General features: G+C 68.8%; 11 protein-coding genes. All 11 read right to left on the reverse strand.

All coding sequences use genetic code 11. The annotated features are described in order from the left end of the window. Nucleotides 1-77 precede the first annotated feature (77 nt). Entirely contained in the window at nt 78-623 is a 546-nt protein-coding gene (locus KW83_RS14445) for a cytochrome c oxidase assembly protein (protein WP_407667870.1), read from the reverse strand. Between the two features lie 5 nt (nt 624-628). Beyond that, complete coding sequence (locus KW83_RS14450) at nt 629-1012, reverse strand: hypothetical protein (RefSeq protein WP_051928535.1); 384 nt, start codon at nt 1010-1012, stop codon at nt 629-631. After that, entirely contained in the window at nt 1012-3567 is a 2556-nt protein-coding gene (locus KW83_RS14455) for a cbb3-type cytochrome c oxidase subunit I (protein ID WP_036180365.1), read from the reverse strand. The genes KW83_RS14450 and KW83_RS14455 overlap by 1 nt, the downstream gene beginning before the upstream one ends. Nucleotides 3568-3658: 91 nt before the next feature. Further along, complete coding sequence (locus KW83_RS14460; RefSeq protein WP_036180280.1) at nt 3659-4645, reverse strand: cytochrome c oxidase subunit II; 987 nt, start codon at nt 4643-4645, stop codon at nt 3659-3661. 212 nt (nt 4646-4857) lie between these two features. Then, nucleotides 4858-5751 (reverse strand): TIM barrel protein, encoded by an 894-nt coding sequence (locus tag KW83_RS14465; RefSeq protein WP_036180283.1) that lies wholly within the window; start codon nt 5749-5751, stop codon nt 4858-4860. A gap of 83 nt (nt 5752-5834) precedes the next feature. After that, a complete protein-coding gene (locus KW83_RS14470; RefSeq protein ID WP_036180286.1) occupies nt 5835-6746 on the reverse strand; it encodes an ornithine cyclodeaminase family protein in 912 nt (303 codons plus the stop codon). Then, nucleotides 6743-8401, reverse strand: coding sequence for a choline dehydrogenase (betA, locus tag KW83_RS14475; protein ID WP_036180289.1), 1659 nt, complete (start codon nt 8399-8401; stop codon nt 6743-6745). The genes KW83_RS14470 and betA overlap by 4 nt, the downstream gene beginning before the upstream one ends. Continuing rightward, a complete protein-coding gene (locus KW83_RS14480; protein WP_081904627.1) occupies nt 8401-8658 on the reverse strand; it encodes a DUF6552 family protein in 258 nt (85 codons plus the stop codon). The genes betA and KW83_RS14480 overlap by 1 nt, the downstream gene beginning before the upstream one ends. Then, nucleotides 8658-10115, reverse strand: coding sequence for a betaine-aldehyde dehydrogenase (betB, locus tag KW83_RS14485; RefSeq protein WP_036180292.1), 1458 nt, complete (start codon nt 10113-10115; stop codon nt 8658-8660). The genes KW83_RS14480 and betB overlap by 1 nt, the downstream gene beginning before the upstream one ends. Nucleotides 10116-10153: 38 nt before the next feature. Then, a complete protein-coding gene (betC, locus tag KW83_RS14490) occupies nt 10154-11674 on the reverse strand; it encodes a choline-sulfatase (protein WP_036180295.1) in 1521 nt (506 codons plus the stop codon). After that, nucleotides 11671-12273 (reverse strand): transcriptional regulator BetI, encoded by a 603-nt coding sequence (betI, locus tag KW83_RS14495; protein ID WP_051928536.1) that lies wholly within the window; start codon nt 12271-12273, stop codon nt 11671-11673. Before betI ends, betC begins: the two co-directional genes overlap by 4 nt. Nucleotides 12274-12335: the final 62 nt, after the last annotated feature.

Below are 12335 nucleotides of genomic sequence, written 5' to 3' on the forward strand. Positions count from 1 at the left end.
TCCGGGACGCTGGCCGTTCCGACCGGGGCGGGCCTGGACAGACCCCCGGACGATCTGAGGACGGACGAAGGGTTTGGTCATGGCCGGGCCTCCGGATCCTGCCCAAGGGCGCGGGACGTGAGCCAGAGCCCGGCGACAAGATAGACGGGGGTGCCGATGGCCAGCATGAGCATGCCGCCGATCTGCTGCTGCGCCAGGCCGCTGTAGCTGTAGAGCGCCGTGGGCGACAGGATCAGCAGTGCCCCCAGCAGGGTCATGTGCATGGAGGTGAGGAGCATTCCGCCCGCCCCGGCCAGCGGCGCCCGGCCCTGGAGGGCGGAGGACCAGACCAGGAGCCCGGCGGCCAGGAAGCTGGCCTGCTCGACCGCGAAGACCGGGACCGCGCGCCAGGCGGCCTCATGCAGGGCGGGGGCGTGCCAGCCCCAGACCACGGCGAACTCGACCAGCGCGGCGATGAGGATCGGCGGCGACGGCAGGCGCGGCAGCCCGGCCACCAGGATCGGCGGGACGATGGCGACCAGCGTCATGTGGCGGATCATGTGGACGGGAAACGGCCCGGCCCGCCCCTCCAGCGGCAGCCCCCAGACAAGGGCGAGCGCGACGAGGCCCAGGGTGAGGGGCACCGGTCTCACAGGCAGGTTCCCGCGAACCAGGCCGGCATGGTCGAGAAGACCACCGCCACGAAGCTGAGGCAGGCGAGCATGAAGCCGGCATGGCCGAGAAATTCGCGGCGATGCTCGTCCGTGGACAGATCGTGGATGTAGTCGTTGTCGTCCATGTAGTCCCACTGGCGCCACATGGCGACGGCCAGACCGACGATCAGCGCCAGCGCCAGGAGCGTGGCGGCGGTGATCGACCACGAGAGCGTCCCGGCCGCCCCCCAGTCCTTGGCGCACCAGACGGCGGAGAACCCGTAGACGAACAGGAAATGCACCGCCCAGACGGTCGGCGCCAGGATCGTCCGGAACAGGCTGCGGTGCGCCGGCAGGTCCGGCTTGTCGCGGCCGGCCATCAGAGCAGCCTCGGAAGCAGGCCGATGGCGGCGGCCGAGCCCAGGGCCGTCACCAGCATGAAGTGCCAGAAGAGCACCGTGTTCCATACCGGCGCGTCGTATTCGGGCAGCACCTTTCCCCAGACGGTTCCGGCCAGGCAGTAGAGCTGCATGACCACGCCGGCAACGGTATGGGCGGCAGTCCAGACGGCGACCGCGTAGAGCATCGCGGGATAGACATGCGACGTGGGGTCGAGGCCGGAGACGCTGAGCACCAATGCCGCCGCGCCGGCGGTGGCCGTGAGCGCGCCGGCCGTCAGCAGCACCTGCGCCAGGGGCACCCGCCCCCGGCGCTGGACGGGGCGGGCGGCGCGCGTGGCCGCCCAGCTGGCCGTGTAGAGCAGCGCCGAAGCAACGACCCATCCGCCGGCGGCGTGTTCCGCCTGAGGCGGCGGGAAGTCGGGGCGCGCGGTCCAGTAGAAGAACATCCCGAAGATCAGCGACGCGAAGGCGACCATGTCGCCCAGCATGGTGATGAACACACCCCACCAGCCCGGCGCCGACGGCCCCGAGACATAGGTCGGCAGGCTGAGGCCCAGGCCCACGTCCTTCATGGGTCGTTCGGGGATCAGCGCGGTCGAGGTCCAGAGCCACCAGACGATGCAGGCCACCGCGGCGATGCCGCTGAGCAGGGCCGGCAGATACCAGGAGAAGGTCGGGAAGATGAACGCGCCGCCGGTGAAGACCGCCGCCCAGATCGTGCACCAGGCGGGGCCGGTGACCCGCGCCACCAGCTGCGGGCGCGCGTCGATGGCGGAGGTGACGATGGTCTCGCGCAGCCCCTCCCTTGCGTCGGGCAGGTAGTAGCCGCCCTGGTCCATGCGCGCGACGATGCCGGGCTGGTCCCAGAGCGGGTTGCGCGACGTGACGTAGGGGATCGAGCGCACGCCCCAGAACTGGTCGGGGATGTCGTGCGACCACATCAGGCTGCCGGCGTTCCAGGGATTGCGCGTCGACATCGGCGCGCCCTTGGGGCGGACCAGGTCCCAGGCGAACACCAGGATGCCGGCGGCCACCACGAAGGCGCCCACGGTCGAGATCATGTTGAGCGTGTCCCAGCCCACGTCGCCGGGATAGGTGTAGACCCGGCGCGGCATCCCCCTGAGGCCGGTCAGGTGCATGGGCAGGAAGGCGATGTTGAAGCCGGTGAACGTCAGCCAGAAGGAGATCCGGCCGAGCCGCTCCGACAAGGTCCGCTTGCGGATGAACGGATAGAAGAAATAGATCCCGCCGATCAGCGGAAAGACCATGCCGCCGAAGAGCGTGTAGTGCAGATGCGCGACGATGAAGTACGTGTCGTGGGCCTGCCAGTCGAAGGGTGCCAGCGCGACCATGACGCCGGTCAGCCCCCCGACGGTGAAGATCGCCAGGGCGCCCGCGATCCACAGCATCGGCAGGATCATCTTGACCCGGCCGGCCAGCAGCGTCGCCACGAAGGCGAAGAGCTGGATGCCGGTGGGGATGACGACGGCCTCCGACGCGGCCGAGAAGAACCCCAGGCTGATCGACGGCAGCCCGGTGGTGAACATGTGGTGCACCCAGAGCCCGAAGCTGAGGAACCCCGTGCCCACGGCCGACAGCACGATCCAGTTGTAGCCCACCATCGGACGCTGCGCCGCGGCGGGCACGATCATGGCGGCGACGGCGATGGAGGGCAGGAAGACGATGTAGACCTCCGGATGGCCGAAGATCCAGAACAGGTGCTGCCACAGGAGCGGATCGCCGCCGCGGGCCGGATCGAAGAACGGCCAGTCGAGGCTGCGCTGAAGCTCCAGCAGGAAGTCCCCGGCGATGAGCGGCGGGAAGGCGAAGAGGATCATCGCCCCGACGACCAGGACGTACCAGGCGTAGAGCGGCATCAGGTTGATGCGCATTCCGGGCGGGCGGCATTTGATCGTGCCGACGATAAGCTCCACCGCCGCGGCGATCGACGCGACCTCTATGAAGCTGAGGCCAAGAAGCCAGATGTCGGTGCCCAGGCCTTCGTCCAGGGTCGAGAGCGGCGGATACATGAACCAGCCGGAACTGGGCGCCGCATCGAAGAGGAGCGATCCCATCACGAAGACGCCGCCGATCAGGAAGGCCCAGAAACCGTACGCAGAAAGGCGCGGGAACGGCATGTCCCGGGCGCCCAGGAAGGCCGGCAGCAGCAGGATCGACACCGCCTCGAACATCGGGACGGCGAAGAGGAACATCATCGCCGAGCCGTGCATGGTGAAGAACTGGTTGAAGCGGTCCGCCGAGATGAGTTCGTTGTCGGGGACCGCCAGCTGCAGCCGCATGACCAGGGCCAGCGCCCCGGCGATCAGCATGAAGCCGAAGGCGGTCATCGAATACCAGACGCCGACTTCGGAATTGTTCACCGCCGACCAGTAGCGCCAGCCGGGCGGGTCGTCCCAGACCGCGCGCAGGCGGTCGGCCTGGGCTTCGGCCTCTTCGGGGTCGATGGGCCGGGTCAGGGACTCTTCCGTGGGGGGGTAGGTGCCGCGGGCGACGTGGGCCTGGTCTTTTTCCAGGTCGCGCCGGCGGCTGTCGAGGCGCGGGGATCCTTCGCCGAGGTCAGTCACGGCCGCGGCCTTCGGGGGCGATCTGCCGGCGAAAAATAGGTCATCGGAGACCCTCCAGATAGGCGGCCATGGCGGCGATCGTGCCGGTGTCGAGGTGGTCGTAGGCCGGCATCCTGGCCGCGGGCTTGATTGCCGACGGATCGGTGATCCAGGCGATCAGGTCGGGGCGCGTCACCTCCAGCGCACCGGCGGCCAGGTTCAGCCGGCTGCCCAGATGCGTCAGATCCGGCCCGACCTGGCCCCGCGCCGGGGTGCCGCGGATCGCGTGGCAGCCGCCGCACCCCTGCGCCATGAAGGCGTCGCGGCCGCTGCGCGCCAGATCGGTCCGGGGGGGCGCGGCGGGGGCGGCCTCGGCCGTCAGCCAGGCCGCGAAATCGTCGGGCGACAGGGTCTTGGCGGTAAAGGCCATCCAGGCGTGGCTTTCGCCGCAGAATTCGGCGCATTGGCCGCGGAACTCGCCCACATCGGTAGGCTCCAGCGACATGCGGTTTACGCGACCCGGGATCATGTCGGTTTTGCCGCCGAGCGACGGTAGCCAGAACGAGTGGATGACCTGATCGGCCTTGAGCGTGATCTCGGACCGGCTGCCCACCGGCAGGACCAGTTCATTGGCCGAGCGGATCGGCTCTGCGGCGCCGTCGGGCCAGTAGTCGACGCGGAACCACCACTGCTCTCCGGTAACCTCCACGCGAAGGCCGTCTCCCGGCGCGCGCTGGTCGGGCATGATCGACAGGCCATAGCCCAGCAGGCCGGATAGGACGACCGTGGGCAGGACCACGCCGCCCGCGAAGATCAGCGTCCGCGCGCCCCTGACAGACATGGGCCGCGGGTCGACGCGCCAGGCATAGAACATCAGGCCGTTCATCGCCGCCCAGAGCACCGCCGCGCCGGCGAGCATGAACCAGAACAGCCGGGACAGGGTGGCGCTGTCGCGCCCCGCGGGGTCGAGGGCCGACTGCGGGCCGGTGCAGGCCGCAAGCGCCAAGAGCGATAGAAGGCACAGCGCCGCGGCCGCGCGTCGTGTCACCCGCGTCCGCCCGGCGTGCCGCGATCGTCGTTGGCGGTCATCCTACCGTCCCCCTGGCCGTTCGGCCCTTGTATCCGTGATCCGGAATTTGCACCGGGTTCCGGGGGACTGCAAGAATTTTGGACGCGCCTTCCACCGCCGGTGCGGTCGTTACCGCAGGCGGGATGCGACGGTTGGCAGGCGCCCCATCGGAGCGCCCGCGCCCGGGTCCGTCAGGCGGCGAGGCCGGCGCGTCCGATCAGACCGTCGACGGTGGCGAAACCCGTGGCCTGCTCATCGGAGGGCTTGCGCTGCGCGGGATCCTGACCCGCAGAGACGACGACCCAGCCTTCGTAGTTCGACGCGGAGAGCAGGTTCATGCAGGTCTTGAAATCCACCGACCCGTCGCGGTCGCCCGGGACGGCGAACACGCCCATGCGGACGGCTTCCGGCAGGGACACGTCGCTCATCCGGGCGCGGGTCAGCTCGCGCACGCGGATGTTGCCCAGCCGGACATGGCGGACGCGGGGCAGGTGGCGGGTGAGAACCTGCGCCGGATCGCCGCCGCCCATGTAGACCTGGGCCGTGTCGAAGAGCAGCGCCACGACGCTGGTCTCCATCATCAGGCGGTCGATCTCTTCGGGGGTCTGCACGATGGTGCCGACGTGATGGCGGTACACGCAGGTGACGCCCTGATCGGCGCAGAACGTGGCGATCTGGTCGAGCTTGAGCGCAAAGCTCTCCCAGTCGGCAGCCTCCAGCGTGGGCCGGCGCGACAGCGGCGCGCCGTCGTCGGCGAAGGTGGCGTTGGACAGTTCCGTGACCACCAGCACATCGCCGCCGGCGGCCTTGAGCCGGTCGATGGCGGGCTGCATGGCCGCGCGCTCGTCCTCGACGGAGCGGTCCAGCAGGGCCAGCCCGTGGGAGGCGGAGGCCAGCGTCAGGCCGTGCTCTGCCAGCTTGGCGGCAAGCGCCGCGCCGTCTTCGGGGAACTTGTATCCGCTCTCGATGCCGGTGAAACCGATCGCGGCGGCCTGTTCCAGGCAGGTGTCGAGCGGGGTATCGGCGCCGAGCGTGCGGTCGAGCTCATTGCTCCAGGCGGCGGGGGTGGTGGCGATGCGGCTCATGAATATCTCCTTCGTTTGTGTACGGATTGCTCCGGGGCTTCGGGCCCCGGTCGCAGGCGAATGGATGGCGGACATCCGGCGGATCACGCGTGTCGGGCGATCCAGTCGGCGATCATCAGGTCGAGATGCGCGCCGCCGCCGTTCTTGAATACGGTGACGGCCCCATCCGCGCGGTCCGGCCGGTCGGCGACCAGATCGTAGAGGTCACCCAGAATGTCGTCCCGTGCAATCGTGCCCTCCGACAGAGGGATCGTCAGCTCACCGATATGGTCGATCGTCGTGGCCTTGCTGTCCACATAGATCGCACCCCGTTTCATCAGGGCGTCGTCGGCCTCGCGCATGTCCTTGCGGAATGCGCCGATCAGGTCGACATGGGCCCCGTCTGGCACCATCTCGCCGGAAAGTACAGGCGCGGCGGCCATGGTCGCGGTGGAGATGATGTCGGCATCCTTCGCCGCGTCTGCAAGGTCCATGACTGCCACAACGGGCAGGTCGCGCCCGTGTTCCGCGGAAAATTGCTGCGCCTGCGAAGGCCGGCGCGCCCAGACCATAATTCGCCGCAGTGACGGAAAATTGGCCGGATAGGCGCGGGTCAGGCTGGCCGCCACCGCGCCCGCCCCGACGATGAGCAGCGTTTCGGGATCCGGCCGCGCCAGCAGACGCGCGCCGAGGACGCTGTCGGCGGCGGTCTTGAACGTGGTCACCAGGGCGGAGTCGATCAGCGCCGTGGGCCGGCCGTCGTCGGGGTCGAACACCAGCATCGCGCCCTGGACGGACGGCAGGCCGCGCGACGGGTTGCCGGGATGCACGGTCACGGATTTCACGCCGACGCCCAGCCCCTCTATGCGGGCCGCGCGGGTCAGGGACGTGGCCTCTGGCGGGCCGAGGAACAGATCGCCGATTTCGGCGCGGGGACGGCGGTGGCCGGACTCCAGCGCCGCGACGGCCCCGCGCCAGTCGAGCCGGGGGGCGATGTCGGCTCCGATCCGCTTCATCGCTGGCATGTCCGCCAGTCGGGGTGGATCCAGGGTTCGGCATTGGACGGCGGCAAGGTCCCCTTTCCCAGGATATGGTCCGCGGCCTTTTCGCCCACCATGATCGACGGCGCGTTCAGGTTGCCGTTGGTGATCCGCGGAAAGATCGAGCTGTCGGCCACGCGCAACCCGTCCACGCCGATCACCCGGCAGTCGGGATCGACCACGGCCATGGGGTCGTCCGCCGCGCCGATCCGGCAGGTGCCGCAGGGGTGATAGGCGCTCTCGACCTCGGCGCGGATGAAGGCATCGAGGTCGGCGTCGGATTGCACGTCGGCGCCGGGGCTGATCTCCCGGCCGCGGAAGTCGTCGAAGGCGGGCTGGGCGAAGATCTCGCGCGTGAGGCGAATGCAGGTGCGGAACTCTTCCCAGTCCTCAGGATGGGCCATATAGTTGAACCGGATCTCCGGGCTGGCGTCGGGGTCCGGGGTGCTGAGCCGGATGTGTCCCCGGGATTTCGAGCGCATCGGACCGACATGGGCCTGAAAGCCGTGCCCCTTGACCGCAGTGCGGCCGTCGTAGCGCACCGCGATGGGCAGGAAATGGTACTGGATGTCGGGATAGCGGATGCCTGCCCGGGACCGCACGAATCCGGCGCTTTCGAACTGGTTCGAGGCCCCTGGCCCGCGCCCCGTGACGAGCCATCTTGCGCCGACATAGGCCTTGCCCAGAAGCGACCAGTAGCGGTAGAGGCTGACCGGCTTGGTGGCGGCCTGCTGAATGTAGAGTTCCAGGTGATCCTGCAGGTTCTGGCCCACGCCGGGGCGGTCCGCGATCACCTCGATGCCATGCTCGGACAGGTGGTCGGCGGGACCGATCCCCGACAGCATCAGAAGCTTGGGCGAATTGATGGCGGAGGCCGCCAGGATGACTTCGCGCCGCGCGCGGATGGTCTCGATACGGCCCTTGCGGCGGACCTCGACCCCGATGGCGCGGCCCTCGTCGATGACGATACGGCGCGCCAGCGCCCGGACCAGCGTGCAGGTGTCGCGGCGCAGCGCCGGGCGCAGGTACGCCTTGGCCGCCGACCAGCGCGCGCCTTTCCAGATCGTCGCGTCATAGGGGCCGAAGCCCTCGTTCTTCTTGCCGTTGTAGTCGTCGGTCAACTGGTAGCCCGCCTGCCCTCCGGCCTTGACGAAGGCACGTGTCAGCGGGTTCCGGCGCGCGCCGCGGGTGACGTGGAGCGGACCGTCGGTGCCGCGCCAGGACGGGTCGCCCCCGTGGCCGCCGTCGTGCCAGGTCTCCAGCCGCTTGAAATAGGGCAGGACGTGGGCGTAGTCCCAGCCCGCCGCACCCTGCTCGGCCCAGTGGTCGTAGTCGAGCGCATGGCCGCGCACGTAGATCATGCCGTTGATCGAAGACGAGCCACCGACCACCTTGCCGCGCGGCACGACCATGCGGCGTCCGTCCAGATGCGGCTCCGGTTCGGTCCGCAGGCCCCAGTCGTACATCGTCATGCCCATCGGATAGCTGAGCGCGCCGGGCATGTTGATGAACGGGCCCGCATCCGATCCGCCGTGTTCGATCACGATGACCGAACGGCCGGCTTCGGTAAGGCGCCAGGCCATGGCGCAGCCGGCGCTGCCCGCGCCGACGATGACGTAATCTGCTTCCATCAGCCGGTCCCGTCCGCGCCGGGATAGCCGATGAACAGCGAGACGGGGGCGCCGAGGCGGACGATCCCGATCGCGCGGTCCTGCCGCATGACGCCGACTGTGAACCACCGGATGATCTTGGCGAAGAGGGCGTACACGTTCCGGGGGACGTGGTTCAGCACGGTCAGGGCGTAGCCGGTCAGATACACGAACGTGGCGGTCCGGTCCGCGAGTCCGGTGGGGCGCTGCCGCGCGTTCGGCCGGTCGATCATCGCCATCAGAACGGTGCCTCGGTCTTGTTCAGAGACACGTAGACGGACTTGACCTGGCTGTAATGGGCGATGGCGGCCCTGGAGTTCTCGCGCCCCACGCCGGAGGCCTTGCTGCCGCCGAACGGCGCCTCGACCGGGGTGAGGTTGTAGGCGTTGATATAGGTCGTGCCGGCCTGGAACGCGGCGGCGATGCGGTGGCCGCGGACCAGGTCGGAGGTGAACACACCTGCGGCAAGGCCGAATTCCGTGGCGTTGGCGCGGCGGATCGCCTCTTCTTCGGTGGTGAATTCGAGGACCGACATGACCGGGCCGAAGATTTCCTCACGCGCGATAGCCATGTCGTCGGTGACATCCGCGAAGAGCGCGGGCGCGATCCAGAAGCCGGGACGGTCGAGACGCGCGCCGCCGGCCACCAGCGTCGCACCCTCTACCTTGCCCTGCTCGATGTAATCCAGGACGATGTCGAGCTGGCGCTGGGAGACCATCGGTCCGATCGTCGTGGCCTCATCCAGCGGATCGCCGATCACCGCGTCCTTCATGCGGCGGGCAAGCGATTTCAGGAATTTCTTGCGGAGTCCCTTCTGCACGAAGACCCGCGTCCCGTTCGAGCAGATCTGCCCGGTGGAGTAGAAATTGGCGTTGATCGCGGCGGACACGGCGTTGTCGAGATCCGCGTCGTCGAAGATCACCAGGGGCGACTTGCCGCCCAGCTCCATGGTGGCGTGCTTGAGCTGCGCGGCGGCGGCGGCATAGACCTTGCGCCCCGTCGGCACGGATCCGGTCAGCGACACCTTGGCCACACGCGGATCGTCCAGCAGTTTCGCGGCCTGGGCCCCGTAGCCCTGCACGACGTTGAACACGCCCGGGGGGGCGCCGGCCTCGGTCAGGATCTCGGCCAGCTTGAGGGTGCAGAGCGGCGTCGTCTCGCTCGGCTTCATCACCATGGTGTTGCCGCAGGCCAGCGCCGGCGCGGCCTTCCACGCGGCGATCTGGGTGGGGTAGTTCCACGCGCCGATCCCCAGCACCACGCCCAGCGCCTCGCGCCGGGTATAGACGAAATCGCCGTCCGCAAGGGGAATGTGCTCTCCGGTCAGGCTGCCGGCCAGACCGCCGAAATATTCCAGCGCGTCGGCGGCGGAGGTGGCGTCGGCCACCAGCGTCTCGGACAGCGGCTTGCCGGTGTCGTGGGTCTCCAGCACCGACATCTCATGGTTGCGATCCCGCAGGATGTCGGCGGCGCGGCGCAGGATGCGGCCGCGCATCGTGCCGGTCAGGGCGGCCCAGGCCGGCTGGGCGGCGCTGGCCGCGGCAAGCGCGCGGTCGATCACCGCGTCGGTCGCGGCGTGAAGACGCGCGATCTCCGCCCCGGTGGCGGGATAGATCACCGGGATCGGATTTCCGCCGGTGTCTTCGTGATAGGCACCGTCAATGTAGTGGCTGGCCTTGGGCTGCAGATCTTGCATTCGTTCTCCGGGTCTCGAATTTTCGGTGAAAATTCGTGTCACTCGCCGCGGGGGAAGCGCTGGCGTTCCTCGACCACGTTGAGATCCATGTGGTTGCGCATGTAACGCTCTGACGCCTTCTGCAGCGGCTGGAAATCCCACGGGTACTGGCCGCCCCGGCTCAGCGCCTCATAGACGACCCAGCGGGCGGACTGGCTGGCGCGGACGTCTGCATCGAACCGGTCCAGATCCCAATGGGCGTTGGACATGAGCCGGAAACGATCGAGCGTCGCGGCATGGGCCGGGTCGGCGGCAAGGTTGGTCAGCTCATCGGGATCGGCGTCCAGGTCAAAGAGCTGCTCATCGTCCACGGCGCAGTTGGTGTATTTCCAGCGGTCCTGCCGCAGCGCCACCATCGGCGCGACGCTGCCCTCGGCGGCGTATTCCATGCGCACGGGCTGGCGGCGCGGGGCGCCGGCGCAGACCGGGCGCAGGCTCTCGCCCTCTGTCCAGGGCATGACGCCGCCCATGTCCACGCCGGCAAGGTCGCAAAGCGTCGGGCAGACGTCGATGGTCGAGACCGGTTCGGTCACCAGGCCCGGCTCCAGACCGGGGGCGCAGAGCATCATCGGCACGCGCGCGGAGCCTTCGAAGAAGCTCATCTTGAACCACAGGCCGCGCTCTCCCAGCATATCGCCGTGGTCGGAGACGAACAGCACGATCGCCTCTTGCCGCGTGGCCTCAAGCACGTCCAGGATGTCTCCGATCTTCCGGTCGAGATAGGAGATGTTGGCGAAATACGCGCGGCGCGACCGGGCGACGTCCTGCGGGCCGATGTCGAAGGCGCGCCAGTCGTTGGCATCGAACAGACGCTTCGAATGGGCGTCCTGATCGTCATAGGGGATCGCCGGGACGCGCGGTTGCAGGTGTTCGCAGCCCTCGTAGAGATCCCAGAACCGGCGGCGCGCGACATAGGGGTCGTGCGGGTGGGTGAAGCTGACGGTGAGCATCCAGGGCCGGGTGTCGTGGCCGCGGGCGAGGTCGTAGAGCTTGGCGGTGGCGTGATGGGCGACCTCGTCGTCGTATTCCATCTGGTTGGTGATCTCTGCCACGCCCGCGCCGGTGACGGAGCCGAGATTGTGGTACCACCAGTCGATCCGCTCGCCCGGCTTGCGGTAATCCGGGGTCCAGCCGAAGTCGGCGGGGTAGATGTCGGTGGTCAGGCGCGCCTCGAAACCGTGAAGCTGGTCGGGGCCGACGAAATGCATCTTGCCGCTGAGCGCGGTCTGGTAGCCGGCGCGGCGCAGGTGGTGGGCGTAGGTCGGCAGGGCCGAGGGGAATTCGGCCGCGTTGTCGTAGATGCCGGTGGAGGACGGCAGCCTCCCGGACATGAAGGCCCCGCGTGCCGGCGCGCAGAGCGGCGAGGCGGTATAGCTGTTGCGGAACCGGACCGAGCGGGCGGCCAGGCGCTTCAGGTTCGGCGCGTGCAGGAACGGGGCGGGCCCGTCGGGAAAGAGCGTTCCGTTCAGCTGGTCGACCATGAGGACGAGGATGTTGGGCGCTGCCGTGCCGTCGCTCATGCGGGGGCTCCGATCTCTTTGTCGAGGGCGGCAAGCACATGGGCCCGGGCCGCCGTGGCGCTGGTATCCGCGTCGAGCGCGGCGTGGAGGTAGAGCCCGTCCACCAGCCCGCCGATCCGCTCGGCCGCGGCAGGGGCCCCGTCGTCCAGCGCGGGGCGCAGCGCATGGCTGAGGTTCGAGGCCAGGCGGCGGCGGTAGAGGTCGAGCAGACGCCGCGCCTGGGGCGATCTCTGGGCGAGGACGTAGAAGTTGAGCCAGGCCGCGATGGAGCCGCGATGGAAGTTCTGCTCCGAAAAGCTGGCCCCGACGATCGCCTCCGCGCGGCCCCGCGCGCCGGTGGCGGCACCCAGGCGGCGGCGCACGTCCCTCCCGTAGGCGGTCAGAAGATGGCGCATGGCGTCGAGAAACAGGGTTTCCTTGTCGCCGAAATAGTGAAAGGCCAGCGCCGGAGAGATCCCGGCCCGCTTGGCGATCCGGCCCACCGTAACGTCAAGAGAGCCCGAGTGGCCGATTTCGGCTATGGTCGCCGCGATCAGATCGGCGCGCCGCCTGACTTCGGCCTTTTCCTTTGCCGGCTTTTCGGTGTCCAGTGTTGCCATGGGCCAGGGATTAGCATCTAATTGACCGATCAATCAAGTAGAGACCGAGAAACAGGGAGACC

Source organism: Palleronia rufa (genome assembly GCF_000743715.1).
Lineage (GTDB): Bacteria > Pseudomonadota > Alphaproteobacteria > Rhodobacterales > Rhodobacteraceae > Palleronia > Palleronia rufa.

What these genes read in the sequence shown, in the direction of transcription:
- KW83_RS14450 (WP_051928535.1), bottom strand. Translation starts at nt 1,012, where the DNA reads ATGGCCGGCCGCGACAAGCCGGACCTGCCGGCGCACCGCAGCCTGTTC.
- KW83_RS14465 (WP_036180283.1), bottom strand. Translation starts at nt 5,751, where the DNA reads ATGAGCCGCATCGCCACCACCCCCGCCGCCTGGAGCAATGAGCTCGAC.
- KW83_RS14470 (WP_036180286.1), bottom strand. Translation starts at nt 6,746, where the DNA reads ATGAAGCGGATCGGAGCCGACATCGCCCCCCGGCTCGACTGGCGCGGG.
- betA (WP_036180289.1), bottom strand. Translation starts at nt 8,401, where the DNA reads ATGGAAGCAGATTACGTCATCGTCGGCGCGGGCAGCGCCGGCTGCGCC.
- KW83_RS14480 (WP_081904627.1), bottom strand. Translation starts at nt 8,658, where the DNA reads ATGGCGATGATCGACCGGCCGAACGCGCGGCAGCGCCCCACCGGACTC.
- betB (WP_036180292.1), bottom strand. Translation starts at nt 10,115, where the DNA reads ATGCAAGATCTGCAGCCCAAGGCCAGCCACTACATTGACGGTGCCTAT.
- betC (WP_036180295.1), bottom strand. Translation starts at nt 11,674, where the DNA reads ATGAGCGACGGCACGGCAGCGCCCAACATCCTCGTCCTCATGGTCGAC.
- betI (WP_051928536.1), bottom strand. Translation starts at nt 12,273, where the DNA reads ATGGCAACACTGGACACCGAAAAGCCGGCAAAGGAAAAGGCCGAAGTC.